At 65.9% G+C, this 25,568-nt stretch carries 23 protein-coding genes, 1 tRNA gene and 1 pseudogene; 13 read left to right on the top strand and 12 right to left on the bottom strand.

The genetic code is table 11. From position 1 onward, the window contains the following. Nucleotides 1–223: 223 nt before the first annotated feature. On the bottom strand, nucleotides 224–1,405 hold the full coding sequence (locus ACT541_RS09345; RefSeq protein WP_476136219.1) for a vWA domain-containing protein: 1,182 nt from the start codon (nucleotides 1,403–1,405) through the stop codon (nucleotides 224–226). Nucleotides 1,406–1,639: 234 nt separating this feature from the next. On the opposite strand from ACT541_RS09345, the gene ACT541_RS09340 reads away from it, so the two are divergent. Further along, nucleotides 1,640–1,724: transfer RNA gene (locus ACT541_RS09340), tRNA-Leu, on the top strand. Between the two features lie 7 nt (nucleotides 1,725–1,731). Here ACT541_RS09340 and ACT541_RS09335 read toward each other — a convergent pair. From ACT541_RS09335 to ACT541_RS09325, 3 genes are all read right to left on the bottom strand, one after another. Beyond that, nucleotides 1,732–2,340 carry a hypothetical protein gene (locus tag ACT541_RS09335; protein WP_476136218.1) on the bottom strand — a complete coding sequence of 203 codons (609 nt, stop codon included), beginning with the start codon at nucleotides 2,338–2,340 and terminating at the stop codon, nucleotides 1,732–1,734. A 97-nt stretch (nucleotides 2,341–2,437) separates the two neighbouring features. Then, nucleotides 2,438–3,151, bottom strand: coding sequence for an LrgB family protein (locus ACT541_RS09330; RefSeq protein WP_476136216.1), 714 nt, complete (start codon nucleotides 3,149–3,151; stop codon nucleotides 2,438–2,440). Continuing rightward, nucleotides 3,148–3,537 carry a CidA/LrgA family protein gene (locus tag ACT541_RS09325; RefSeq protein WP_476136214.1) on the bottom strand — a complete coding sequence of 130 codons (390 nt, stop codon included), beginning with the start codon at nucleotides 3,535–3,537 and terminating at the stop codon, nucleotides 3,148–3,150. Before ACT541_RS09325 ends, ACT541_RS09330 begins: the two co-directional genes overlap by 4 nt. Before the next feature lie 179 nt (nucleotides 3,538–3,716). Between ACT541_RS09325 and ACT541_RS09320 the strand changes: the two genes are divergently transcribed. From ACT541_RS09320 to ACT541_RS09285, 8 genes and pseudogenes are all read left to right on the top strand, one after another. Beyond that, nucleotides 3,717–4,022, top strand: coding sequence for a monooxygenase (locus ACT541_RS09320; RefSeq protein WP_476136213.1), 306 nt, complete (start codon nucleotides 3,717–3,719; stop codon nucleotides 4,020–4,022). Between the two features lie 10 nt (nucleotides 4,023–4,032). Then, nucleotides 4,033–4,917, top strand: coding sequence for an aldose 1-epimerase family protein (locus ACT541_RS09315; RefSeq protein WP_476136212.1), 885 nt, complete (start codon nucleotides 4,033–4,035; stop codon nucleotides 4,915–4,917). A gap of 133 nt (nucleotides 4,918–5,050) precedes the next feature. Further along, nucleotides 5,051–5,386 (top strand): rhodanese-like domain-containing protein, encoded by a 336-nt coding sequence (locus ACT541_RS09310; protein WP_476136210.1) that lies wholly within the window; start codon nucleotides 5,051–5,053, stop codon nucleotides 5,384–5,386. A 128-nt stretch (nucleotides 5,387–5,514) separates the two neighbouring features. After that, nucleotides 5,515–7,107: an ArnT family glycosyltransferase gene (locus ACT541_RS09305; protein ID WP_476136209.1), complete on the top strand. Its 1,593-nt coding sequence runs from the start codon at nucleotides 5,515–5,517 to the stop codon at nucleotides 7,105–7,107. Nucleotides 7,108–7,128: 21 nt separating this feature from the next. Then, complete coding sequence (gene sfsA, locus ACT541_RS09300; RefSeq protein ID WP_476136207.1) at nucleotides 7,129–7,836, top strand: DNA/RNA nuclease SfsA; 708 nt, start codon at nucleotides 7,129–7,131, stop codon at nucleotides 7,834–7,836. A 105-nt stretch (nucleotides 7,837–7,941) separates the two neighbouring features. Then, nucleotides 7,942–8,769 (top strand): type I methionyl aminopeptidase, encoded by an 828-nt coding sequence (gene map, locus ACT541_RS09295; RefSeq protein ID WP_476136205.1) that lies wholly within the window; start codon nucleotides 7,942–7,944, stop codon nucleotides 8,767–8,769. Nucleotides 8,770–8,815: 46 nt separating this feature from the next. After that, nucleotides 8,816–9,397 (top strand): annotated as a pseudogene (locus tag ACT541_RS09290) (JAB domain-containing protein); the annotation flags it as partial. A gap of 188 nt (nucleotides 9,398–9,585) precedes the next feature. Beyond that, entirely contained in the window at nucleotides 9,586–10,824 is a 1,239-nt protein-coding gene (locus ACT541_RS09285; RefSeq protein ID WP_217929363.1) for a tyrosine-type recombinase/integrase, read from the top strand. A 152-nt stretch (nucleotides 10,825–10,976) separates the two neighbouring features. Here the strand turns inward: ACT541_RS09285 and ACT541_RS09280 are convergent, their stop codons facing one another. Beyond that, entirely contained in the window at nucleotides 10,977–11,723 is a 747-nt protein-coding gene (locus ACT541_RS09280) for a hypothetical protein (protein WP_476136203.1), read from the bottom strand. Between the two features lie 31 nt (nucleotides 11,724–11,754). Then, a complete protein-coding gene (locus ACT541_RS09275) occupies nucleotides 11,755–12,381 on the bottom strand; it encodes an NADPH-dependent F420 reductase (protein ID WP_476136201.1) in 627 nt (208 codons plus the stop codon). Between the two features lie 103 nt (nucleotides 12,382–12,484). Here ACT541_RS09275 and ACT541_RS09270 point away from each other — a divergent pair, with 103 nt between their 5' ends. After that, nucleotides 12,485–13,381, top strand: a complete 897-nt coding sequence (locus ACT541_RS09270; protein ID WP_476136199.1) for a LysR family transcriptional regulator — start codon at nucleotides 12,485–12,487, stop codon at nucleotides 13,379–13,381. A 58-nt stretch (nucleotides 13,382–13,439) separates the two neighbouring features. Here the strand turns inward: ACT541_RS09270 and ACT541_RS09265 are convergent, their stop codons facing one another. The 4 genes from ACT541_RS09265 to ACT541_RS09250 form a co-directional block, all read right to left on the bottom strand. Beyond that, complete coding sequence (locus tag ACT541_RS09265; RefSeq protein WP_476136198.1) at nucleotides 13,440–14,453, bottom strand: LysR family transcriptional regulator; 1,014 nt, start codon at nucleotides 14,451–14,453, stop codon at nucleotides 13,440–13,442. A gap of 73 nt (nucleotides 14,454–14,526) precedes the next feature. Continuing rightward, nucleotides 14,527–15,357 carry a DUF3313 domain-containing protein gene (locus ACT541_RS09260; RefSeq protein WP_476136196.1) on the bottom strand — a complete coding sequence of 277 codons (831 nt, stop codon included), beginning with the start codon at nucleotides 15,355–15,357 and terminating at the stop codon, nucleotides 14,527–14,529. Nucleotides 15,358–15,670: 313 nt separating this feature from the next. Continuing rightward, the gene (locus tag ACT541_RS09255; RefSeq protein WP_476136194.1) at nucleotides 15,671–17,008 is read right to left on the bottom strand and encodes a sensor histidine kinase; all 1,338 of its coding nucleotides are present in this window, start codon (nucleotides 17,006–17,008) and stop codon (nucleotides 15,671–15,673) included. Further along, nucleotides 17,008–17,679 carry a response regulator transcription factor gene (locus tag ACT541_RS09250; protein WP_476136193.1) on the bottom strand — a complete coding sequence of 224 codons (672 nt, stop codon included), beginning with the start codon at nucleotides 17,677–17,679 and terminating at the stop codon, nucleotides 17,008–17,010. The genes ACT541_RS09255 and ACT541_RS09250 overlap by 1 nt, the downstream gene beginning before the upstream one ends. A gap of 225 nt (nucleotides 17,680–17,904) precedes the next feature. On the opposite strand from ACT541_RS09250, the gene ACT541_RS09245 reads away from it, so the two are divergent. The 3 genes from ACT541_RS09245 to ACT541_RS09235 all read left to right on the top strand — a co-directional run bounded on the left by ACT541_RS09245 (nucleotide 17,905) and on the right by ACT541_RS09235 (nucleotide 23,299). Beyond that, nucleotides 17,905–19,062, top strand: coding sequence for an efflux RND transporter periplasmic adaptor subunit (locus tag ACT541_RS09245; protein WP_476136191.1), 1,158 nt, complete (start codon nucleotides 17,905–17,907; stop codon nucleotides 19,060–19,062). A 1-nt stretch (nucleotide 19,063) separates the two neighbouring features. Continuing rightward, on the top strand, nucleotides 19,064–22,234 hold the full coding sequence (locus tag ACT541_RS09240) for an efflux RND transporter permease subunit (protein WP_476136190.1): 3,171 nt from the start codon (nucleotides 19,064–19,066) through the stop codon (nucleotides 22,232–22,234). A gap of 234 nt (nucleotides 22,235–22,468) precedes the next feature. Continuing rightward, on the top strand, nucleotides 22,469–23,299 hold the full coding sequence (locus tag ACT541_RS09235; protein ID WP_476136188.1) for a MipA/OmpV family protein: 831 nt from the start codon (nucleotides 22,469–22,471) through the stop codon (nucleotides 23,297–23,299). Between the two features lie 554 nt (nucleotides 23,300–23,853). On the opposite strand, the gene ACT541_RS09230 is transcribed toward ACT541_RS09235, so the two are convergent. Together ACT541_RS09230 and ACT541_RS09225 are read right to left on the bottom strand one after the other, a co-directional pair. Next, nucleotides 23,854–25,161 (bottom strand): type II toxin-antitoxin system HipA family toxin, encoded by a 1,308-nt coding sequence (locus ACT541_RS09230; protein ID WP_476136187.1) that lies wholly within the window; start codon nucleotides 25,159–25,161, stop codon nucleotides 23,854–23,856. Then, on the bottom strand, nucleotides 25,158–25,520 hold the full coding sequence (locus tag ACT541_RS09225; RefSeq protein ID WP_476136186.1) for a helix-turn-helix domain-containing protein: 363 nt from the start codon (nucleotides 25,518–25,520) through the stop codon (nucleotides 25,158–25,160). Before ACT541_RS09225 ends, ACT541_RS09230 begins: the two co-directional genes overlap by 4 nt. Between the last annotated feature and the right edge of the window lie 48 nt (nucleotides 25,521–25,568).

The raw sequence follows: 25,568 nt of genomic DNA, 5'->3' as shown, positions 1-25,568 counted from the left end.
AAGCCCCGTCGCGTCGCGGCCGAGGCCGCGAATCCCCCAATATGCATTTCGTCCGCATCATAATGCGGCGCGACGATAAGGCACGAAGGTTCTCGCCGAGGTCAAGGCTCCAATTGCCGCGTTTTTCACGCGTGGTGAACGTCGAAGACGAACGAGCGCCGGACAGATCTTCGGTCCGACGCTCGCCGATGACGCAGAGGAAGGCGCGACGCAACTCGCCGCGTCAGCGGGTCTGTTCGCGCAGGAGATTCTCGACCACCCGATCGAACCCGTCCTTGCCGGCCGGCATCTTCATCTTCTCGGCGGCGATGGCGGCGTCGCGCTTGGCGACGAGGGCGCCGAGATCGCTCTGCAGGCGCTTGCGTTCGGCGACCTTGGCCTCGACCGCCACCTTCAGCTCGGCCGCCGAGAGCTTCTGCAGCTCCTCCGGCAGATCCTTGCGATCGACCTTCTCCGGCTCGGCGCGGGCGGCCAGCACGTCGGCGACGAGATCACCCTCGCCGGTCACGACCTTGGCCCGTTCGGCCTCCGACTTGGCGCGGATGTTGTAGCTCGCCATGTCCGAGGCTGCGGGCGCCGGCGCGGCGGCGGCGCGCATCGCCTTTTCCTTGACGTCGGCCTGCCGACGCTGCGAGCCGTAGGGCACGATCGTCCTGTTGAGGCGGATCTGGATCTGGAGGATCTCGTCGTCCCAGGGCGTGTGGATCTGCACCACGCCGCCCGACTGCGGGATCTGCACGTAGTGCCCCTTGCCGAGCTGGGCGATGGTCTTCCAGGCGAGTTCGGTGTCGGACGCGTTGCCGCACTGGAGCGCGTCGACGACGATCTCCTTGTCGGCGGCGATCTTCAGCGTGTCGGTGAAGGGCACGTCCTGCGGATAGTCCATGTGGGGCGGCGCGTCGCCGACCAGGAAGATCAGCCGGCGGGTGTCCTTGCCCTCGGTCCAGGCGAGCTTGTTCACCGCCACGGCGAGCGCCTCGTTGACCGATTCCGGCCAGTCGCCGCCGCCCTGGGCGCGATACTCGAGGAGCTTGCCGTAGACGGCGGAAATGTCGGTGGAGAGGTCCCACTTGTCGGTGACGTAGACGTCGCCGCGGTCGCGGTAGCCGACGAGGCCGAGGCGGATCTCGGCGTTCGGATGCTGCTTGCGCACCTCGTCGGCGATCGCCCAGACCTTGCGCTTGGCGCCGTCGATCAGCTCGCCCATCGAGCCCGTCGTGTCGAGCACGAAGGCGATCTCGATGCGCTTGGGCGCGGCGATGTCGGCCGCCGAGGTGCCGGCGACGCGGCCCGGCTCGGTGGTGACGGCGGCGCCCTGCGGCACGGTCTCCTGTCCGACGGAGGCATTGGTGATGGCGATGACGAGCGCGGTCGCGAGGCCGGACGCCAGGATGAGCCTGTTCATGGTGATCTCCCCACCCGCACCGTCGCCCGCACCGCGATCCCCACGATCACGGCCGCTCCGGAAGGGCCGAGACGAAGGCTCGTCCCCGATCGTGCCCGCCCCTCGGCGGGACCGTGGCGGAATTTCGTCCTTTGCGGACCCTTGTCGTGGCGGAGGGATCGATCGTCGCGGGGCGTGGAGAACACGATGAGGCGCTTGATCGGCCGCCCGCGTGTCGCTACCGGTGAAGGCGGAGCGGGCGTGGCGAAACCGGTAGACGCACGAGACTTAAAATCTTGCGCCGCAAGGCGTGCGGGTTCGAGTCCCGCCGCCCGCACCATGTCGCCTCACGGCACCAGCTTCGCGCAGGTCTTGCCGCCGACCGTCGGGGCGCCGGAGAGCGACAGCGACACCGGCGCGACCAGCGCGTAACCCGCCGCGCAGCTCGCCCCGCCCGAGCCCGGACGGTGGGTGCGGTACTGGCTGTTCACCCCGGCATAGGGTTTGACCCAGCCACCGACCTCCCAGTTGAGACCCGCGTTGACGAACGGCCCCTGCGCGCCGACCGCCAGCACCGGCCGCCAGTCGACCGCCTTGAAGCCGACGCCCGCCTCGCCCTGGACGTATTCGCCGCCGGCGATGCCCATGACGCGGACGGTCGGCTTGTAGAAGTTGAGCAGGCTCACCGGCACCGCGACGTCGGCCTTGGCACCGACCACCGTGCCGGCCGGATTGGTGCGGGTGCGCCGCACGCCGACGACCAGTTCCGGGTTGAAGTCGGCGAAGTTCCACTGCACCCCGACCGTCACCGCCGTCTCGACGTTGGCCGGCCCCGACGTCGCGATCGCCGGCGCGGCACACAGATAGTCGAGGCCGCAGGTGCCCGCCGCCTCGGCCGCCGTCGCCGCGAGCCCGGCCGACACGACCGCGGTCGCCACGAAAAGTCGATGACGCATCCGATCCATCCCTCGCGCCCATCCTTCGCCGTGCCGGCCGGACGAGCATTCCCCGAGGGGAGCGTAGCGAAAGATGGTTTCCCGTTTCTCTCCGCCGTCAGCGCAGCAGCGTCATCAGCAGCGGCACCAGGATCGCCGTCACCACCGCGTTGAGCCCCATGGCGATGCCGGCGAAGACGCCGGCGATCGGGTGGACGGTGAAGGCCCGTGCCGTGCCGATGCCGTGCGAGGCCAGCCCGACCGAGAAGCCGCGCGCCGCCCAGTCGCGGATGCGGAGCGCATTCATCGTCGGCGTCACCATGATCGCCCCGAGGATGCCGGTGATGATGACGAGACCGGCGGTCAACGACGGCAGACCGCCGACCGTCTCCGAGATCGCCATGGCGACCGGCGCCGTCACCGACTTCGGCGCCAGCGACGCCACCACCTGCCCCGGCGCGCCGAGCACCCGTGCCACACCGACCGCGGAGAGGATCGCCACGATCGACCCGACCACCAACGCCGCCGCCATCGGCACGATCTCGCGCACCACGACCGCCCGGTTGCGCCACAAGGGCACGCCGAGTGCCACCGTCGCCGGACCCAGCAGGAAGTGGACGAACTGCGCGCCGTCGAAATAGGTGCGGTAGGGCGTGCCCGTCAGCTTCAGCAGCGCGCCGATGGCGACGAGCGACACCAGCACCGGATTGACCAGCGGATGACGGCCGCACGCCAGCGCGACGTGGTCGGCGGCGAGGAAGACGACGACCGTCACCGACAGCCAGAACAGCGGCGAAGCCGACAGATAGACCCAGAGCGCCACGCCGTTCATGCCTCGGTCTCCTCTTCGGCGCGCCCCTGCAGACGCTTCACCAGCCGGAAGGTCGCCACCGTCGCCAGCATCGCCAGCGCGGTGGAGACGACGATCGAGGCGACGATCGGCAGCCCCTCCGCCTCGATCAGATCGAGATACTGCACCACGCCGACGCCGGCCGGCACGAAGAGGATGGAGAGCGAGGCGAGCAGCCCGTCGGCGGCACGCTCCAGCGGCCGGCCGTGTTCCAGCGGATCGGGCCGATCGGTCTTCGACCACAGCGCCAGCGCGGCGACCAGCAGCGCCATGCCGAGCACCGGTCCCGGCACCGGCAGGCCGAGCGCACGCGACACCACCTCGCCTACGAGCTGGAGCGACAACAGGACGGCGAAACCTTGGATCACGGCGACCTCCGCACGGGCCGTTGAAGAGCGGCGCGGAGATTGCCCGAGGCGCTTCGCCCGGTCGAGTGCCCCGAAACGGGAAGCGGCGTCCCGGAAATGGCGGATCTCGGCCCTCGCGACGCGGGCTTTTCAGGCTCCCCCGACGGCGTCACAATGCCCCCCTCGCCCCGGAGTGCCCCATGATCCTGACGATCGTCCGTTTCCGCCTGCCCCATCCCGTGACGCTCGAGGAGGCGGCCCGCCGCTTCGCCCTGTCGGCGCCGAAGTACCTCGGCCTGCACGGGCTGATCCGCAAGCACTACGTCCGCTCCGACGACGGCTGCACCGTCGGCGGCGTCTACGTCTGGAAGGACCGCGCCGCCGCCGAGGACTGCTATGCCGGCGACTGGGGCGACCGCGTCCGCGTGCTCTACGGCGTCGAGCCGGAGATCGAGTGGTACGAGAGCCCGGTCGGCGTCGACAACGTCACCCACACGCTGATCTGAGGGCCGATCCTTGTCCGAGAACGCCGCCGACACCGTCACCATCGCCTCGGCCGATCTCGAGGCCGAAATCGCCCTCCTCGGCGCCGAACTCGTCCGCCTCGACACCGCGGCCGGCGAGAGCCTGCTGTGGAACGGCGATCCAGCCTTCTGGGCGGGTCGCGCGCCGCTGCTCTTTCCCATCGTCGGCACACTCGCGGGCGGACACTTCCGCCACGGCGGCCGCGACTACACCCTCCCCCGCCACGGCTTCGCCCGCCGCGCGCGCTTCGGCGTCGTCGATCGCTACGCCGGCGCGGTGACCCTGCGGCTCGAGGCGAGCGACGAGACCCGCGCCGTCTGGCCCTTCGCCTTCCGCCTCGACGTCACCCATGCGCTCGACGGCGCACGGCTGACCACCACCGCGGCGGTGACCAACCTCTCCGACGAGGCGATGCCGACGAGCTTCGGCTTCCATCCCGCCTTCCGCCGGCCGCTGCCCGGCGCCGGCCCGGCGGCCGACCACGTCGTCCGCTTCGAGCGCCCCGAGCCCGCCCCCGTCCGCCGCCTCGACGGCGACGGCCTCGTCGACCCCGTCCCGCGCCCGACCCCGGTGTTGGGCGATCGGCTCGCCATCGACGATGCGCTCTTCGTCGAGGACGCGCTGATCTTCGATCTGCTCGAGAGCCGAAGCCTGACCTTCGGCACCGACGCCGCCCGCCTCGCCGTCGCCTTCGACGGCATGCCGCATCTCGGCCTGTGGTCGAAACCCGGGGCGCCCTTCCTCTGCATCGAACCGTGGCAGGGCCATTCCGACCCGGCGGGCTTCGCCGGCACGCTCGCCGAGAAGCCCGGCACGGTGGCGATCCTCCCCGGCGAGACCCGCCGCTTCGCCATGTCGGTCGCGCTCGAACGCTGAGCGGTCGGCGTCTTGCCGGACGATCCGAATGCCCCATCTCCGTCTCGCAGTTGCGAAGCAGCGTCGGCCGGTATATGTGAACACCCTCATATATTCGGCTGCGCGACCGGCGCGTCCCAAGGAGTGAGAGCCCATGTTCGGCCTGTTCGGCAGTTCTTCCATCAAGACCGTGACCCCGCAGGAAGCCCACGAGCTGGCGTCGGCCGGCAAGGCCCTGCTCGTCGACGTGCGCGAGCCCAACGAATGGGCCGCCGGCCACGTGCCCGGCGCCCATCACGCGCCGCTGTCGCGCTTCGCCGAGGCGGCCCCGGCGATCCCGACCGACAAGCCGGTGATCTTCTACTGCGCCATGGGTGGCCGTTCGGCCCAGGCGGTGCAGCTCGCCAAGCGTCTCGGACTGCCGCACGACACCCACATGGGCGGCGGCATCGGCGCCTGGCGCATGCACGGACTGCCCGTCGGCCACTGATCGCCCGCCCCTCTGGTCCCCGGCCGCGCCGGCTTCGACGATCGACCGCTTCGCCTTTCCCGAAAACCGGTTCCCACTTTTCGGGGCGAAGCGGTATGAAAGGCGCGACCCGAGATCGAGGAAGGCCGATGTCCGACCAGCGCCCAACGAGTTCCGACGCCGCGACGGCGAACCTCGTCGCGGCGCTTCTCGTCGGCGGCACGCTGGCGCGGCTCATTCTGGCGATCGTCGTCGAGCCCGGGCTCGACGAGGCCTATGCGCTGGCGGTCGCCAATCTCCGGCAGCTGTCGTGGTTCGACCACCCGCCGATGACCTTCTGGTGGGTCGCGGCGATGCGTTGGGCGGCTGCGCCGCTCTTCGGCCCCGACGTGCCGGCCGTCGTCACGCGCCTCCCCTTCGTCGCCGCCTTCACCGTCACCAGCTGGGCGCTCTTCGACCTGACGCGACGGCTCTACGGTGCCCGCGCCGGGCTCTGGGCGCTCGTCGCGCTGACCCTCGCGCCCTTCTTCATGGTCTCGGCCGGCTCGTGGATGGTGCCCGACGGGCCGCTCGTCCTCGGCCTGGCGCTGGCCGCCCGGCAACTGGCGATCCTGCTCTTCGACCCCCCCGAGCCCGCCCGCGCCCGCCGCCTGTGGCTCGGCCTCGGCCTGGCGCTCGGCTTCGCCGGCCTCGCGAAATACCACGCCGTCCTTTTCGCGCTGGCCGCCTTCGCCTTCGCCGTGGCGACGCCGCATCGCCGGCTGCTCGCGAGCCCCTGGCCCTGGCTCGCCGTCCTCGTGGCACTCGTGACCGTCTCGCCGGTGGTGATCTGGAACGCCGCCAACGACTGGGTCTCCTTCGCCTTCCAGGCCGGGCGACGCGGCGGCGGCGGTCCCTCGTGGATCGGCTTCGGCCGCGCGCTCGCCGGCCAGATCGGCTATCTCGCACCCTGGACGGCCGTCGCCGCCCTCGTCGCCGCCGGATCGGCGCTGCGGTCGGAGGCCCGCCGCGACGGACCTGCCGCCTTCCTCGTCGCCCTCGCCGTCCTGCCGATCGCGATCTTCACCGCCGTGCCGCTCTTCGGCGGCGACAGCCTGCCCCATTGGCAGATGCCGGGCTGGCTCTTCCTCCTGCCGCTCCTCGGCCGCTGGATCGCCCGCGCGGAAGGTGCCGGCCCCGCCGCCGTGCCGCTGTGGGCCGGCCGGTTCGCGACGCTCGCCGCCGTGCTTCTGGCCCTCGCGGCCGTCGTGGTCGGCGCCCTGCGCCTCCTGCCGCCGAGCCCGGAGACCGTCGCTCGCTTCCGCCTCGAGAAGCCGCTCGCGGAAGCCACCTCCTGGACCGGGCTGGCGCAGGCGCTCGAGGCACGCGGCCTGCTTTCCCCCGATGCCGCCGGCCGCAAGCCGATCGTCGTCGCCTTCCGCTGGATCGAGGCCGCCCGCCTCGGCGAGGCACTCGGACCCCGCGCCGTCGTCTCGGTCTTCGACGACGACCCGCGCGGCTTCGCCTTCCTCGCCGACCCGGCCACCTTCGTCGGCCGCGACGTCGTGCTGATCGGCCGCCCCGACACCTTCGCCCGCGGCCTCGCCGAGAATGCCCCCCGCTTCGCCCGGATCGATGCCGAGCCGCCGATCCGCGTCGGCCTCGGCGGTCGCCCGCTGGTCGAGATCGACGTCGCCGTCGGCCGCAGCCTCGCGACGCCGCCCGTCCTGCCCTATCCGAAGCGCGGCGCGCCCGCCCGCTGACGCGACAGAAGAGATCCGCCCATGCGCTTCGCCGAGCCCCTCGCCGCCGCCCGTCTGGTGAAGCGCTACAAGCGCTTCCTCGCCGATTGCGTGATCGAGGCGACCGGCGAGACGGTGACGGCGCATTGCGCCAACTCCGGTTCGATGCTGTCGCTCGCCCGCCCCGGCGCCCGCGTCTGGCTGCGTCATTCCGACGACCCGAAGCGCAAGCTCGCCTGGAGCTTCGTGCTGGAGGAGACGGAGGCCGGCGGCTGCGTCTGCGTCGACACCTCGCTTCCCAACGCCCTCGTCGCCGAGGCGATCGCCGCGGGCGCCGTCCCCGGCCTCGAAGGCTTCGCGACGCTCCGCCGCGAGGTGAAATACGGCAGGAATTCCCGCATCGACATCCTGCTCGAGGACCCGGCGAAGGGCCGCGTCTGGGTCGAGGTGAAGAACACCACGCTGATGCGCACTCCGGGATTGGCGGCGTTCCCCGACGCGGTGACGACGCGCGGCGCCAAGCACCTCGACGAACTCGCCGCCCAGGTCGCTCTCGGCGATCGCGCCGTGATGGTCTATCTGGTGAACCGCCCCGACTGCACGCGCATGAGCCTCGCCGCCGACATCGACCCGGCCTATGCGGCGGGCTTCGAAGCCGCCCGCGCCGCCGGCGTCGAGGCGATCGCCCTCGCCGCGACGCCGACGCCGGAGGGCATTTCCGTCGGCGCGATCGTGCCTTTCGCCGTCTGACGCGCGCCCGCGATGCGAATTCCTTCTGGAAAGCGACGCGGAAGGCTATAAATAGGGGTAACGACGCGCGACCGCCGGCCGCGCCACTCTGTTTCCGGACGGTCCATGGTCTCCTACGTCGACGACGCCACCGCGCCCCTCAAGAACACGGGCGCCATCCGCCTCTATGGCCGCGAGAGCTTCCCGGCCCTGCGCAAGGCCGGCCAGTTCGCCGCCGAATGCCTCGACGCGGTCGCCGACCTCGCCCGCCCCGGCGTGACGACGCAGGAGATCGACGACTTCGTCTTCAAGTTCGCGGTCGATCGCGGCGCCTATCCGGCGACGCTGAACTATCGCGGCTACAACAAGTCGGTCTGCACCTCGATCAACCACGTGGTCTGCCACGGCATCCCCAACGACAAGCCGCTGCGCGACGGCGACATCGTCAACATCGACGTCACCTTCGTCGTCGACGGCTGGTATGGGGACTCGTCACGCATGTACCCGGTCGGCAAGGTCAATCGCGCCGCCGAACGCCTGATCGACGTCACCTACGAGAGCCTGCTGCGCGGCATCGCCGCGGTGAAGCCGGGCAAGACCACCGGCGACATCGGCCACGCCATCCAGACCTATGTGGAATCCGAGCGCTGCTCGGTGGTGCGCGACTTCTGCGGCCACGGCATCGGCCGGCTGTTCCACGACACGCCGAACATCCTGCACTACGGCGAGCCCGGCGAGGGCGTCGAGCTGAAGCCCGGCATGGTCTTCACCATCGAGCCGATGGTGAACCTCGGCCGCCCGCACGTGAAGGTGCTCGCCGACGGCTGGACCGCGGTGACGCGCGACCGCTCGCTCTCCGCCCAGTTCGAGCACATGCTCGGCGTCACCGACACCGGCTGCGAAGTCTTCACCTTCTCGCCGAAGGGACTTCACAAGCCCCCCTACCTCGTCTGAGGATACGCGCAGGACGGGAATCGCCCGTCCGACGCACGAGGGCGAGATGAGCGGTTTCGACGAGGTGTCGCGCGGCACGCCGGAGCCCGACGAGGGCGAGGCCGACCATCGCCACGGCCATCGCGAACGGCTGAAGGCACGTTTCCGCGACGCCGGCCCCGACGCCGTCGCCGACTACGAGTTGCTGGAGCTGCTGCTCTTCCGCTCGATCCCGCGCCGCGACGTCAAGGGGCTCGCCAAGGACCTGATCCGCCGTTTCGGCTCCTTCGCCGAAGTGCTCGGCGCGCCGGTCGAGCGCCTGCGCGAGGTGCCCGGCGTCGGCGAGGCGGTGGCGACCGACCTGAAACTGGTGCGCGCCGCAGGCCTCCGCATGATGAAGGGCGAGGTACGCAAGAAGACGGTGCTCGGCTCGTGGAGCCAGGTGATCGACTACTGCCGCTCCGCCATGGCCTTCGAGACGCGCGAGCAGTTCCGCATCCTCTTCCTCGACAAGAAGAACGGCCTCCTCGCCGACGAGGTGCAGCAGACCGGCACGGTCGACCACACCCCGGTCTACCCGCGCGAGATCGTCAAGCGGGCGCTGGAACTCTCGGCCTCGGCCATCATCCTGGTGCACAACCACCCCACTTGGGCTTTTTGATCACTCTCAATCACGCACCATCATACTGAAACACAACGCCTTTTAGACTTGTCGTAGAGTCGGTCATTGTGGCATATTGGGGGCGGTTTTAAGGGGATCAAGCTCCTTTTGGACCCCAGTCGCCGACCCCACGAACCCATCGCGCGACCCCACTTGGAAGCCGACGGAGAACCCCAATGCCGAGCCTTTCAGATGGAGAAATTCGCAAGGCACTAAAGCAGGTGGAAGCGACCGGTAGGCAGATCAGCCTCGTTGACGGCGAGGGCCACGGAACCGGACGCCTCGTCCTCGTGCTGAAGCCCATGCCCACCCGCGTGACCGCTGACTGGATGGCGCAGCAGTGGCGCGATGATAGGCGCCTCAAGAAAAAGCTCGGCTCATATCCGTCGATGACACTCAGCAAGGCGCGCGAGGTGTTCAACCGCGACTTCGCAGAGAGAATCCAGAAGGGCCGCAGCATCAAGATTGCTGGCGATACCCGACCAGGAACGGTTGCCGACCTCTTCGACGCGTATGTCGCCTACCTCAAGGACGGGGGAAAGCCGTCCTGGAAAGAGGCTGAAAAGGGCCTCAACAAAATCGCCGACACGCTCGGGCGCAACCGCCCGGCCCGCGACATCGAACCGGATGAGATCACGGAGATCATCCGCCCCATCTATGAGCGCGGCAAACGCTCAATGGCGGATCATGTACGCAGCTATATTCGATCTGCCTTTAGCTGGGGCCTGAAATCCGAACACGACTATCGCTCCACCGCCGCGCGTCGCTTCCGGCTGACCCTCAACCCTGCCGCAAGTATACCGACGGAACCTAAGACGATAGGAACACGCTGGCTGAGCGAAGAAGAGTTCGTTCGGCTCTACCGCTGGCTGGAGTGCCCCGACACTCCGGTTCATCCTTCCTACGCCCGCGCTGTCCAGATCATCATGCTGACCGGCCAGCGCGTCGAGGAGATCGCCCGCCTCCATGTCGATCAGTGGGACGCCAGGGAGCGGATCATTGACTGGACCAAGACCAAGAACCTTCAGCCGCACGCCGTACCGGTGCCGCCTCTTGCCGCGGAACTAATCGAGTCGATCATCCCGAACGAATACGGCTGGTTCTTCCCCTCCGCCAAAGATCCATCGAAGCCCGTCAGCCACGGCACACTCTATAGCTTCATCTGGCGTCAGCGAGATCGCGGGGTGATCCCCCACGCGACCAACCGCGATCTCCGTCGCACCTTCAAGACCTTGGCCGGTAAGGCCGGAGTTCCGAAGGATATCCGCGATCGTCTCCAAAACCACGCCTTGCAGGATGTCAGCTCGAAACATTACGACCGCTGGAACTACATGGTTGAGAAGCGCGGCGGCATGGCGAAATGGGATAAGTTCGTCCGCGCCATGCTCGCCAAAAAGCGACTGAAGGCAGCGTGAGCCTCCAGCGTCTCATGTCCGCTCCGCGCGCCCAATGCCAGTGAAGTTTGCCCATGATCTCGAGGCCTTCCATGGGCGAGACTGATCACCGTGCGTCCGGCACTGGCCCCCTACTCTCGAGCCGAACCAAGGGCGGAAGCCGCGGCAGCCGATCATGTCTCGGCCCGCGACACGCGAAGGTTCGAGAAGAACGCCTCCGTGCCGATGTCGACGAACAGCCCGATGGCCCCCTCGATCGGATCTGCCTTCGCCTCCGGGATCGACAGCACGACCCGTCCATCGGCCGACGCCGTGACGGATCGCCCGGCGATGTCCAGTCTCAGCGTCGCCCAGTTGTCCGGCCCGATGTCGGCGGCCGCCTCGTAGCGTCCGTCGGGATACTCCGCGCGCAACCGCTCGTAACGCCAGTCGGGATAGGCGAAATACTGCACCGCCCGCTGGCGGCGTGGTGCCGGCGGATTGGTCCTCAGGCCGTTCAGCGGCCGTAGATAGACCGCCTCAAACCGCGTGTCGCCCTCGCCGATACGATAGGCGAGCCCGGCGAAGCCGCGGGCGTAGTCCGGCGCGTGGGCGTTCAGACGGGCGAGAATATCGACGCAGACGGTGCCGTCCGTCAGAGCCACCGGCAACCGCACGAAGGTCGGCATGTCGATGTAGTGGATGCCGGGCCGCCCCTCGAGCGACACCTCGTCGGTCAACGACACCCGCAAGGCTCGTCGCCCTGCGACCACGGCAGGCGTCGCTCGCACGGACCTGAGCGTCGCTCCGGTGGGCAGATCGGCGAGATCGAAGCTCCAATGTTGTTGTTCAGTCCGCATTAACGCCCTTCCTTTGCAGTTCATTGCCAGACTTCGACCGCCCGAACAGTGGTTCGAGCAGCCGAAATCCGCATGGATCACGTCGGACGGCCCGTTCGGCGCGTTCGACCGATCAGAAGCTCACCCAAGCCGGAGCGACCGTCGGACCGCGGCCGAGGAAATAGCCGAAGGCGATGTTCATCATGCCGATCGGCTCGAGATAACGGGCATTGCCGAGCGGCCCGGCATCGACCGGCTCGAACCCGGCCGAGGCCGCCAGTTCCGTGACCTTCGCCTTGGCTGCCGCATCGTCGGCCGCAACGAAGACCTGAAGCGGCCGAGCGGCACGCGCCTCGCGCGGCAGCAACTGGGCGAAGACGGTGTTGAACGCCTTGACCACGACCGCCTTGCCGACGAGCGCCTGGATCTCTTCCGCCGCCGAGGTGGTGTGGCCGATGACGAGACCCGAGAAGTCGGGCTTCAGCGGATTACTGATGTCGACGACGACTTTGCCCGACAGGTCGCCCGCCTCCTTCAACGCCTCGGCCGCCGCACCATAAGGCAAGGCGAGGACGACGATGTCGGCGAGCTTGACGGCGGCGGCAATGCCGCCACCCTGCACCTGCGAACCGATCTCGGCCGCGAGCGCCGCCGCCTTTTCCGGCTGCCGAGCGCCGATGACGACCTGATGACCGGACGAGGCGAAGAGGCGAGCGAGGCCGGCGCCCATGTTCCCGGCTCCGATGACGGCGATGTTCATGACGAATGCTCCAATGTGTTCGTGTCGATAGCGCAACCGTAATTGCATGTGATTCATTCAAAAATGGGCGATAAATAGGATCACTAGAAACGGAGTGTTTCAAATGGATCGCCTCACCAGCATGGCCATCTTCGTCAAGACGGTGGACCTCGGCTCGTTTTCGGCCGCCGCCGATGCACTCGACATGTCGTCGCAACTGGTGGGCAAACACGTGCAGGTGCTGGAGAGCCATCTCGGTGTTCGCCTCCTCAACCGAACCACGCGGCGGCAGAGCCTGACGGAGATCGGCCGGGTCTTCTGCGAGCGCGCGCGCAACATCCTCGCCGAGGTCGAGGCCGCCGAGGCGCTCGCCGCCGAGACCCGCGTCACGCCGCGCGGCAAATTGCGCGTCAACGTACCGGTGACCTTCGGCGTCCATGCCTTGGCGCCGAACCTCACGGACTATCTCGACCGCTACCCCGAAGTTTCCGTCGACCTGGTCCTGTCCAACCGCTATGTCGACGTGATCGAGGAAGGCTACGATGTCGTCTTCCGTGTCGGAAAGCTGGTCGACAGCAGTCTCATCGCGCGACGCCTGCAGCCCTATCGCCTCGTACTCTGTGCCGCCCCCGCCTACCTCGCCCGCCGGTCGCCCCCGGCGACACCGATGGATCTGAGACACCACGTTTGCCTCGGCTTCAGTTTCGGCACGCTGAGCACGCATTGGGAACTCGATGGCCCGGACGGCCGCATCACGGTGCTGATCGATGGTCGCATCACGATGGACGACGGCGAGGCGCTGCTGTCCGCCGCTCTCGCCGGCCTCGGCGTGCTTCTGCAATCCTCGGAGATGGTCGAACCGTTGATCGCGGCGGGCAAACTCGTCCGCTTGTTGCCAGACTACGAGGCGCCCGCAAGACCGTTCCACCTGCTCTACGCCCCGGACCGCCGCCCGACGCCGAAGCTGCGCAGTTTCGTCGATTGGGTGATCGAACGGTTCGCCGATCCGCCGAAAAAGTGAATGTGCGACCGGGGATGTCGAAGCACTCGGAATGGAGCCGGGTCGGCTTCCGAAGGGGTCAAGCCGATCGTGCGGATCGGCTCATTGCGATGGCCATGTCGAGCAGATTCTTCAGTGCGGGATTACGATTGTGTGGTGACCAGACGGCGCTGAATCGAGCCTGTTCGACCTCGTCGGTGATCGGGCGAAATGCGATGCCGGAAACCGACATATGCTTGGCCGTCTCGCTGGCGGGAGCCACGCCTTCGCCGGCCGCGATCATGTGCATCAACGTATCTCGCTCCACGTCGCAGCGACGGATGTGGGGAGATTTTCCGCACTCGACGATTCGGCATACGACATGTTCGAAAAGCTGCGGGCCTGCTCCTCCGGTGCGGATCAGAAACGTATTCGGTGCGAGGTCCAGCCAAGAGACGCTTTCGTTGACCACCAACGGATGATCGGCCGGCAATGCGACCAGGAACGGTTCCGACCACAAGCGTTTCGAATGGCAATCGGGCGCATCGACGGGTTCGAGAACGAAGGCCACATCGAGCTTACCCTCCCGCACCAGAGAGATCGTTTGCGCCGAGGGACCTTCCACCACGATCTGCTCGACATCCGGATAGGTCTCTCTGAACCGGGCTCGCAGGTTTGCGAGGAAGCCGCCCGAGATGGACGAAATCAGACCGATGGCGAGATGGCCGACCACACCGGACGACGCCGCACCTGCGGTCTTGATGGCGAGGTCCAAATGCGCGATGCCGGCCGAAACCTCGACCACGAATTGCCGTCCGACTTCGGTGAGGCGAACACCCCGATGACGTCGTTCGAACAAGAGGATGCCGAGGGTCTCCTCCAGCGCCTTGATCCGGGCGCTCACGCTCGACTGCGTGACGCCGAGTGCATGGGCCGCATGGCGGAAGTTCAGATATTCGGCGACGACCAAGACCTGCATCAGAGAGACAAGGGAGATGCGCCCGCTCGAAGGAGCCGCTTTTCCAACCCGAACCTCCCGGCCAGATTTTTGAGCATACCGCCGCATCGCAACCGCCGCCAAGAAACACCAAGCGTCCAATCCGAAATTCAACATATGCCATACGATTCAATTCATTATATCGATCTCCGAATGTCGATTCCATCTCGTGAATGCCGATCGCCGTGCGCTACTGCGCGGGCGTTGCCGAGCGTTTGTCTGCCCATTCCGGCGGCGCGCCGACCTTGTCGGCGACGGCGCCCACGAGTCCGGGCGCGCGGCCGAACGCGTCGCAGGCCTCGTACTTGGGCTTTCCGCCGAACCACGATTGCAGACGCTGCCCCGATGGCAGCGACAGGTCCAAGCCCTCCGGCTCCTTGCCGATCTCAAGCATTCGTGAAAACTCGTCCCCGAACTTGACTGCGAGACCATAGGCGTCGCCGACCTCGGAAACCCGAGGGTTGTTCTGAAGCGAGTTGGCGCCGCGCGCCCAGACCATCGCCGCCCGTTGGACCCCGGCAACGTCCACGGCTTCCGCCTCGACGGCAAGCCCGCCCAATCCCACCGGGAGGCGCGGCACCCCGACGGGGAGGACCGCGCTGCTTCCGAGCGACACCGCCGTCGAGACGCCGGCCATGGTCTTGCTGGTGGGGACGATTTCGGTGACGACTGCCCGAACGGTCAAATCGGCGGTCCGGCCGGCGGGCAGCATCTGATACTTGTCGCTGAGGGCGATGCAGAGCGCGCGATCGATGGCATTGGCGACGAGAACCCGGTCCGCCTCCGTTTCGACGTGCGACGACGCACCGGATGAGAAAGCCGTCGGCACGATGCGGGCGGTCTTCATCGACGCCAAACCGGCACCATCGACGTAGGTGCGGGTTTTCGACAAGTTTCCTTTAGGCTCACCGAGCCTGTCGTATGACGACAGTGTGCCGCCTTCTGTCAAAGGCACCGAGGCACAGCCGGCGATCGCCAGTATCAAGGGCAGCACGGAGCCCAGAACTCTCAGCTGAATCATCGGCGGTTCACCCGACGACCAGCAGGAATGGGTCAATCGAAGGATTGCGGCTCATGTCTCTGGTCTCCATCGCGGGCGTTCTCGCGTTGGAGACTGCGGGGGAAGAATTGCCTCAACATTACGTCCTGCTCCGGACGGTCACTCAATCGGGATAGGAAGTCAACCGACAGCAGGAAGGATGGACTTCCCATCCGAAAATCACGATCAACGGCACCGTTTCACTCCACGGAAACAGGCCGGCGGCATTCGTGTCGACATAGATCCCCCCTGCCACGGCCGAGATGAAACTCGCCCAAAACCGCCTCTGCATGAGTTAGAGCCGAATCCTGACGGTTGTTCCGCTCGAGCCGCTTTCCATCGTGACCTCTCCACCGTGATTGGCGACGACCTGTCTCACCAGGCTCAAGCCGAGCCCTGCCCCCTCGCTTCGTGGAGCGACGCGATAGAACGGTTCGAACACCAGTTCGAGATGTTCGGCCGGAATGCCCGGCCCTTCATCGGCGACGGCGATCTCGCCGTCCGCCGCGACCGATACAGAGATCATTCCGGCGTTGCTGCCGTGATCGATCGCATTGCGGACCAGATTTCCGATGGCGCCGGAAAGGGCGAACCGGTTGCCCGGGCGCTCGAGCCTGTCCGGCTCGTTCGTGAACGCGATCTCGTATCCCGCCGCTATCGCGAGCGGTGCCAGGTCTGCGACCACGTTGCGCGCGACATCGACGAGATCGACTGTATCCTGACGGTCGGTTGCCTGATCGTTGCGTTCGAAGTCGAGAAGTTGCTCGGCGGTCGCACCCAGCCGAGCCACGTCACGCAACAGCCGTTCGCGGTCCGGTCCATCGGCCATGCCTTCGATGCGTGTCTGCATGATCGCAATCGGCGTGCGGAGTTCGTGGGCCGCATCGATCAGGAAGCGCTGGCGTTTCCGGAATTCGCGCTCGAGCCGATCGAGAACGCCGTTGAACGCCACCACGAGTGGAGCGATCTCCTTCGGGATGCCCTTGGTGCGGAGCCGCGTGTCCTGACGGCGCGGCTCGATCTCGGAGGCCTCTCGGGCGACTTCTCTCACGCCGGCGAGCCCACGACGCACGACCCGAGGAATGGTGAAGAACACCGACGGCAGCGAAATCGCCAGCAGGGGAACATAGATCGGGTAGAGCTTCCTGAGCATCGTCAGCATGTTGTCGGTGGTGTCGGTGTTTCCTCCGTACATCACCCGAACCTCGCCGAGAGACGTCTTGAAACCGTCGATGGACGCGGTCTCCTGCGTGTCCTTGGCCCCGCGTATGTCCGCATCCTTCATCAGCCGCACATATGGTGCCAAACCGGCATACTGCGTCGGTACTGCACCGTAGGTGACCACCTCGCCATCGGACGTCGCAGCGACGAACCAGAGCCGGTCGTTTTCCGTTTTGAACGCCTGGAGGCGTGGCATGTCGCCGACGACGATCCGGCCCCCGGGATCCCGCGTGAGGGCCTCGTCGAGCGCGGTGGCCAGTTTGTCTTCCAACGCCACGTTCGGCGACAGAATGACGGCTCCGTAAGCGGAGAGGCCGACGATCACCACGGTGACGACGGCGACGAAGACGAGGCTGAGTTGCCAGCTCAGTTTCCACCAGAGCGACGGGTTCGGGGTGTTCGTATCCGCCATCAGTTTTCCTTCAGGAGATAGCCGACGCCGCGGATGTTGTGAATCGTGACCCCGGCCCCGGCATCGAGCAGACGCTTGCGCAGCCTGGAGATGTGCGCATCGAGCGCATTCGACTGGATCTCTTCTTCGTAATTGTAGACCGCCGCTTCGAGGACCGAACGAAGAACGGTCCGACCTCGGCGCTTGGCCAGCGTCACCAGAACCAGTAGCTCGCGGCGCGGTAGCTCAAGAGGGGTCGCCCCGACGGCCACGCTCAGATGCAACGGGTCGATGACCATCCGCCCGGTGACGATCTGCGGTTCGATGAGTCCGGCGGGGCGTCGCAGGACGGCACGCAACCGGGCCAACAGTTCCTCGACCAGGAACGGTTTGCCGAGATAGTCGTCCGCGCCCGTGTCGAGGCCCGTGACCCGCTCGCTCGGTTCGTTGTGCGCCGTGAGGACGATGATCGGCGTCTCGATGCCGCTCCGCCTCAACTTCGGAATGAAATCCAGCCCCTCGCCGTCCGGCAGACGCCGATCGAGCAGGATGGCGTCATAGGTGTTCTGGCGCGTCAGTTCCGCCGCATCGGCGAGACACATCGTGTGATCGATCACGACGCCCTGCTTACCCAGCGCGGCAGACAGGGCTTCCGCCATCTCTTTTTCGTCCTCGACCAGTAGTATTCTCATGTCTCTCGCGCCCGTCCCTTGTTCTTCTTGTCGACCATAAGGGTTGCGGCAACATTGCGCGCCCCTGAAAACCTTCGGGTAATGCTGCTGCAACGGTCGAGCGCTACCGGTAGCGACAAATCGGTGCGCCGAGATGGCATTTCCTGCGCGAATGTCGCGGTTCGAGGAAAATCGTCTGCAGGCGCCCGGGCTTCCTGTCGATCGCGTGAAGAAGGACCGAGCCGCATGGCGCGCAAATGGGTGAAAGGGTTGATAGTCGGCACCTTTCTCGTCGGCGGACTCTCTACCGGCCTCGTTCATTTCGACCGGCGCGGCGGGACACTCGATGCGATTGCCGCAGGCCGTGTCCCCGGAGAAACCTCCGTGTCGGCAAACCGTGAGATCAAACCGCTCGAGCTGGCAACCGTCGAGGTCGTCACGGTGAAGCCGACTTCGATGACGGAACGGGTGCGTGCGAGCGGCGAATTGAAGCCGATCGACCGCGTCGTCCTCAGATCGAAGGCCGCCGGGACCGTCACGGAAGTGAACGCGCGCGCGGGCCAGCGGATCTCGGCCGGAGAGGTGCTGGTGAGATTCGCCGTCGAGGAATTGACGGCGAGTCTCGCACTACAGGACAGCAACCTCGACGGCGCCCAGGCAGAACTCCTCCGAGCCGAGCAGACACTCGATCGCGTCGAACTGCTCGTGCGCAAGAGCATCTTGCCGAGAGATCAGCTCGAGAAGGCTCGCAGTGATGCCACGAGTGCCCGGGCCAGAGTGCAGGGGCTCTCCGCACAGATCGACATCGCGAGAACCGCCTTGCGCAATGCCAAGATCACGGCGCCTTTCGACGGGATCGTCGCGAGCCGCGCCGTCGACCCCGGTACCGCGACCGCTTCCAACGCCGAGCTCATGACCGTCGTCGACACATCGGCACTGGAGGCCGAAGTGCTCGTCTCGACGCGGGACATATCCCGCCTCGAGACCGGCCAGACAGCAGAACTTCAAATCGACGGACGGGAAGACGGGCCGGTGATCGGAACCGTCGATCGGATCAATCCCGCCGCCAACGAGGGGTCGCGTTCCGTGGCCGTCCATGTGCGCCTGGACAATGCCGAGAGGCACCTGTGGGGTGGGATGTTCGCGACCGGCTCGATACTGGTCCGCGAACGCAAGGACATGTTCGTCCTTCCCGCGACGTCGCTGCGCGAGGATGACCGAGGGGCCTTCGTGCTCACGCTCCATGACGGCAGGCTCGTCCGCAAGGCGGTCACGATCAGGTCGCGCTGGCGCGGCGGCACCGAGGTCGAAGTCGGTGGCGTCAACGCCGGTGACGTCGTCGTCGCCTCCCCCCTTCCCGAAATGAAGCCCGGCGTGGCAGCCGTCGTTGCACAGGCGGACTGACATGTTCCTGACCCGCATCTCCGTCGGCTACCCGGTCTTCACCACCATGATGATGGTGACCCTGCTCGTGCTCGGCGTCTTTGCGTTCCAGCGGCTGGGCCTCGACCAATATCCCAATGTCGACGTTCCCATCGTCCTGGTGACGACGACCTATCCGGGAGCGACGCCGGAAACCGTCGAGACCGACGTCACCCGCCCGATCGAGAACGCACTCAACGCCATCAGTGGGCTCGATGAGGTCACCTCGACGTCCTATGAAGGCCGCTCCGTCGTCAGGGCGAGCTTCAAGCTGGAGGTGCATGGCCCGATTGCGGCGCAGGACGTGCGCGACAAGGTAGCGGCGCTCGAGGCGAGCTTTCCCGATGGCATCGACAAGCCGATCATCTCGCGCGTCAACCCCTCGGATCAGCCCATCCTCTCGATCGCCGTCGTGTCCGATTCTCTCGGCATCGCAGCCCTCACGACCATTGCCGACCAGCGTGTCGTCCGTCAGCTCACGACGGTATCCGGCGTCGGGCAGGCAACGCTGATCGGGGGACGGAAACGCCAGATCGACGTCGGAATCGACGAGATGCGGATGCGCGCGCTCGGTGTCGGAATCGACGAAGTCGCCAAGACCCTGCGCAACGGCAACGAGAACGTGCCGGTCGGCAGCGTCATCCGTCGCTTTTCGGAGAGCGTGATCCAGGTGCAGGGCGGGATCGACCGGCCCGAGGATCTTCTCGACGTCGTCGTCGCGCGGCGTGGCGGCGCTCCGGTCTACCTGCGTGATATCGCGATCGTTGCCGACGGCGCGGCGGACGCCGAAAGTCTCGCCATCTACAATGGCCGGGCGGCGCTCGCGATCGATATCGTCAAGGTGCAGGACGCGAACGTCGTGCAGGTGGTCGCCGACGTGCGGCAGCACCTGGATCGGCTCAATGCGGAACTCGCTTCCCAGAATATCCAGCTCCGCGTGATCTCCGATACATCCACCTCGATCCGAGAATCCGCCAACCAGGTCCAGGCGACACTGATCGAAGGGGCGGGACTGGCCATCGCCATCGTCTTCCTGTTTCTCAATTCGTGGCGTAGCACCGTCATTACCGGTCTGACGCTGCCCATCGCCATGCTCGGCACGCTCGCCGTCATCGGTTTCCTCGGCTTCACGCTCAACACGCTGAGCCTGCTCGCGCTGACGCTCTCCATCGGCATCCTGGTGGACGACGCGATCGTGGTGCGCGAGAACATCACGCGTCACCTTCACATGGGCAAATCCCATCTGCAGGCCGCTCTCGACGGCACGAACGAGATCGGGCTCGCGGTCATGGCGACGACGGCGACGATCGTCGCCGTCTTCCTGCCCGTCGCCTTCATGGACGGCATCGTCGGCCGCTTCTTCTACGAATTCGGCGTGACGGTCTCGGCTGCGGTCCTGATCTCGCTCTTCGTTGCCTTCACGCTCGATCCGATGTTGTCGAGCGTCTGGTATGACCCCGACGCCCATCCGGACGCCGAGCGCGGACCGATCGGTCGCCTCGTTGCGCGCGTCGATCACGGCTTCGATGCGCTCGCCGAGCGATACCGCCAGGTGATCGTCTGGTCCCTGCGCCACCGCCTCGTCACCCTGTCGGCGACGATCGCCGTGTTCCTGGCTAGCATCTTAATGATTCCCCTCGTCGGAACCGAGTTCGTCCCCAATGCCGACGAAGGCCGTCTTCAGATCAGAGTGACGACGCCGGTCGGCTCCTCACTCGACTACACCGCCGCGAAAGTCCGGCAGGTCGAAAACGCATTGCACGCCTTTCCTGAAGTCTCCACGCTCTATTCGACGATCAACACCGGCAATGCCATCGGCAAACACCGGGCCTCCGTTCTCATCACGCTCGTGCCGCTCGAGGCGCGTGTGCGCACGCCCATCGTCCTCGCCGATCCGATCCGCGAACGCCTCTCCGTCATACCGGGCATCGACATCGCCATCATCCAGATGGGCCTCGGCGCCGGCAGTAGCCCGATCCAGCTGAGCGTGCTCGGCGACGACATGGCGGTGTTGGAGAAGACCGCGACCGAACTCATCGCCGCCATGGGCCGAATCCCCGGTCTGGTCGACATCGCCTCCAGCTCCAAGGAGCCGACGTCCGTCCTGTCGGTGCGCCTGAAGCGTGAAGCGGCGAATGATCTGGGCATCGGCGTCTCGGACCTCACCGGCCTGCTCGCCCCGCTGGTCGGTGGCAAGAAGATCACCCGTTGGACCGACCCGCGCGGAGAAACCTACGACGTGGTCGTCCGTCTGCCGCACGAGCAGCGCTCCGACACGAGCGCGATCAGCGATCTCATGCTGACGACCGGACGCACGGATGCGAACGGCGGCCCCGTCATGGTTCGGCTCGACCAGGTCGCAAGTATGAGCGCGGTCCCGGCCGCTTCGGAAATCCGCCGCTTCGACACGCGCCGGGAGATCCTGGTTTCGGCGAACATATCCGGTCGGGCTCTCGGTGCGGTGACACGCGAACTGGAAGGGCTCGTCGCTCGACAGGGCCTGCCCGAGGGCTATCGAATTCGTTTCGGTGGCCAATCAGAGAACATGCAGAAGACCATGGGCCACATGGTCACGGCCCTCGCCATGGCAGTCGTCTTCATCTACATCGTGCTCGCCTCGCAATTCGGCAGCTTCGCGCAACCGCTGGCCATCATGATGGCCTTGCCGCTTTCTCTGGTCGGCGTCTTGCTCGGGTTGATCGTCAGTGGCAGCACGATCAACATCTTCTCGCTGATCGGCCTCATCATGCTGATGGGGCTCGTCACCAAGAACGGTATTCTGCTGGTCGACTTCACCAACAAGGAGCGCCAACGGGGTCTTCCTCTCGACGAGGCATTGATCAGCGCCGGCGTCATCCGCTTCCGCCCCATCGTCATGACGACGCTCGCGATGATCTTCGGCATGATTCCGCTCGGAATGGCGATCGGGGGTGGCGGGGCACAACGTGCACCCATGGCCCATGCCGTCATCGGCGGGCTCATCAGTTCGACGATTCTGACACTGGTCATCGTGCCCGTCATGCTGTCCTACATCGACAGTGTGACACGGCGTCTCGGTCGCTTCCTGCCGAAGGCGCCGATCGATGGCGGCGAGATCGCCAGTTCTCCGACGTTGCCGACGACCCGACCCGACCCCGACGGAGCCCAGGTCTGATTTTCACCCGAACGAAGAGGCGAGACGCCCGATCTGGTCGGCAAAGAGACGGCAAACGACAGTCAATCGAGGTCGGCTCGACGCGTAATGCTGTCGCAATCCTGGCCCCGCACAGTCCCCCGCAGTTGATGACTCCGGCGTCATCCCGGTCAGAACGAATTTGGGGATTTGCGAATGCAACCGTATCGACATCGTCAAGAAGGCGGCAGACTCCCGCACAGGGGAACGGTGCGGGTGAAGATCGTCGCCCTTGCAGCAGCGGCGCTGTTCGCCCCCGCCGCCGCCCGCGGCGCCGATATCGGCCTTGGTTTCGACAATGCTTCGACGCCTGCCGCCACGTCTGATCAAGCGCAACCCAGCCGCATAGACCGCGCATTCTCGGTTCTCCACGAGTGGAAGGTCGTCATCGGGGCGGCAGCCGTCGTCCTTCCGGAATACGAGGGATCGGACAAGTTCAGAGTTCTGCCGTTCCCCATCGTTTCCGCATCCTATGGCGACTGGGCTCACCTCGACACCAAGGGTCTCACGGTGGACCTGTACCGGCACAATGGATTTCGTATCGGCGTGAAAGCCGGATATGAATTCGGCCGCAAGGAGAGCGATTCCGACTACCTCAGAGGAATGGGTGATATCGGCGCCGGCGGTGTCGTCGGTGGGATCGTGAGTTACGAAACCGGGCCGCTCAAAGTCTATGCCGAAATCGACAAAACACTCGGCGGCAGCGATGGTCTCACCGGCACGCTGGGAGCATCCGCGTCGCACAGGTACGACCGCTTCGTCTTCTCGGCCGATGCATCCGCCACCTTCGCGGACGACAAATACATGGAAGCGTATTTCGGCGTGAATGCCGGCCAGTCGGCGCGTTCGGGTCTTCCCGAATACAAGGCGAAGGCGGGATTGAAGCGTGCCGATCTGAAGGCCTCCGTCACCTATCTGGTCACCGAGAATTGGTCGGTGACGGCGGCGGCGGGTGCGGGCCTTCTCATGGGAGATGCGAGGAACAGCCCGGTCGTCAGGGACAAGATCCAGCCCGTCGCAAGACTCGGTGTGGCATATCGGTTCTAGTGGAGCGCAAGAAGCCGCGGGGCAGCTTGCCTCGCGCTGCTGCGACACCCCCACGCTGCCTGCACGATCGCTCTCATCCTCTTCTCTGATCTCGTCCATTCTCTCTCGACGTCGTGACCCTCGGGACAGATACCCGCCGGACTGGACGCGGCCGGTAGTCTTCGGTGTAGCCCTTCGCGCACAGGTCTCGAAGATTGCACTCCAGATTGTGCTTGGAATGCTCGACCATGATTCTGTCGACTCCCGCACTCGCCCGCCGCCTCTGACGCAGGAACGCCCGCTCCAGAGCTTCGACGTCCACGCTGTCGATTGGTTCGGTTCTGTATCCCCGATGCAGATCAAGGCGAGGCATCGAAGTCACAACGGACTTCGACAATAGGGTGGGGCACGATCGGCGTCGATCGCGCCCCTTGTACGTCTCGAATTCTGTTGCCCTGTCAATGCACCATCCCGACGTCACGGCGAGATCCGGGCTTTGTGCCGACAACACTCGGCTGGTAAGTGCACCTCTCATGTCAGGGCAAGTCCGTAGGACGGCACTTTCCGACGTCACGTCAGTGGATCAAGATCTCCCGCCGCATCGCCCGATGAATGGTATTGGCGACGCTTTCGGGAATGCTCGCCTTCTCTGCGTAAGTCGGCCAGTCCTCCACCTGTTCGTGCATGTCCCGAATGATACCTTCCGCCCTCTTGGGCTTCATCCCGCAGAAAATGCCGAACTGAACGAGGTCGGAAAATTCGAAATTGTCGCGCTTCCCAGCGAGACTCATCTGGTGCTGGCTGGTCCAACCGCCATTCGGATTATAGGCGTAGCTGACGTCGAAAGCCGGCGACAGGCGCCACTCGCCCTTGCGATTCATGAGGAAGGCAATGTTCTTGACGTGATCGTCCTGATTGCGGACCAACACATTGAACACGGCGCGGCGGAATTGCTGCTCGACATCATAGGCGGGCAGCCCCAGCAGCCGGATCGTCTCCACGGCCTGTTCATAGGAATAGGCACCCGCCGCATTGAAATCGTAGTGGCGCAACGCCGCGAGCGACTGCATGTGCAGCTTCTGGCCGCTCGAGCTGCGATCGAAACGGCGGGTCATGAAATGCGCCCGCCCACCTTCCCGGTGAATGCGGCATTCGCTCATGTCGATGCCGGCCGCGACCGCCAGCAGATGGAAGCCGTATTCGATCAGCCCGAACCCTCGAGGGTCCGCCAGCTCTTTGTCGCGGTTGTTCGAGATGCCGTCGAATTTCATGAGCCAGTAGGTGAAACCTTCGCCGGCCTTGATCTGCCCGGAACGGAACTCTCCCGTTTGCGCGTTCCAGGCGAGAATGGCCTTCGCCCGTGCGCCGCCGGCCGAAGTTCCGACGCGCAGGATGTCCTCCAGTGTTTCGTGATCATCCTCGCCCTTCAGCACACCGGCGATCTGCGCCCGGCTGCTGAGGACATCATTGGCGAGCCTGGTCAGGGCATCGATCTCGAGGCGCCGCGATTTCCGTGCCCCCGCGAGAATAGTCGGATGGAACTCGAGCGCACCCATGCCGCGCGTACCGACGTAGCAGAGACGTTCGACCGGGTTGAAGCCGGAGGCCGATCGGCCCTGCGCCGCGAGCCAGACATCGATCAGCGCGTTGCCGAACTTGTCCGGCAGCGAGTCGGCGAGCATCCCGGGAAGACCCTTGAACGCGTCCCGGGGCAAACCGGGAAACACGTAGGGATCGCGGCTCAATGGCATCATGATCGGCGCCAGTTGAATGGCGCTGTCGGCGAAGTCCGGCATGTACTGAAAGACGGCGAGCTCCCGATCGGCCAACCAGCTCACGGCACCGATGTCTTTGCCCCACAGTCGGACGGTGGCGTCCGTCATTTCTCGTCCTCCTCGCCCCATGCCCAGTCCGTCGCCTTGGTCACGGCGCTGCGTCCGCGCGCGCGCTGGCGCTCATGGCCTTCTCGCCTTATGCGCTCGACCGGCCGAACGTCGGGATCTGGCAGGATGGTGCGCAAGTGATCCTCCATATCGAGCGCCATGAGCACGCGGATGAACGTATCGAGCGAGATGTTCTCCCCTGCCTCGAGACGTTTTATGCTCCGGACGGAAGCACCTGCCTCCTGGGCCAGATTGGCCTGCGTCAGATTTCGACTGAGGCGTATCCTTGCGATACGCGCACCGAGATCGCGCCGATGACCCTCGACGGTCACAAAAGCAGCATCATCATTAAGGGTCATATTTGTCACCATATCGGTACTCATCCATTTAAAGGGTATGATATGACC

It is taken from the genome of Pinisolibacter sp. DMC100 (assembly GCF_056313705.1).
Note: the sequence above shows the minus strand (reverse complement) of the source record. Positions and strands in the feature narration are given on the sequence as shown.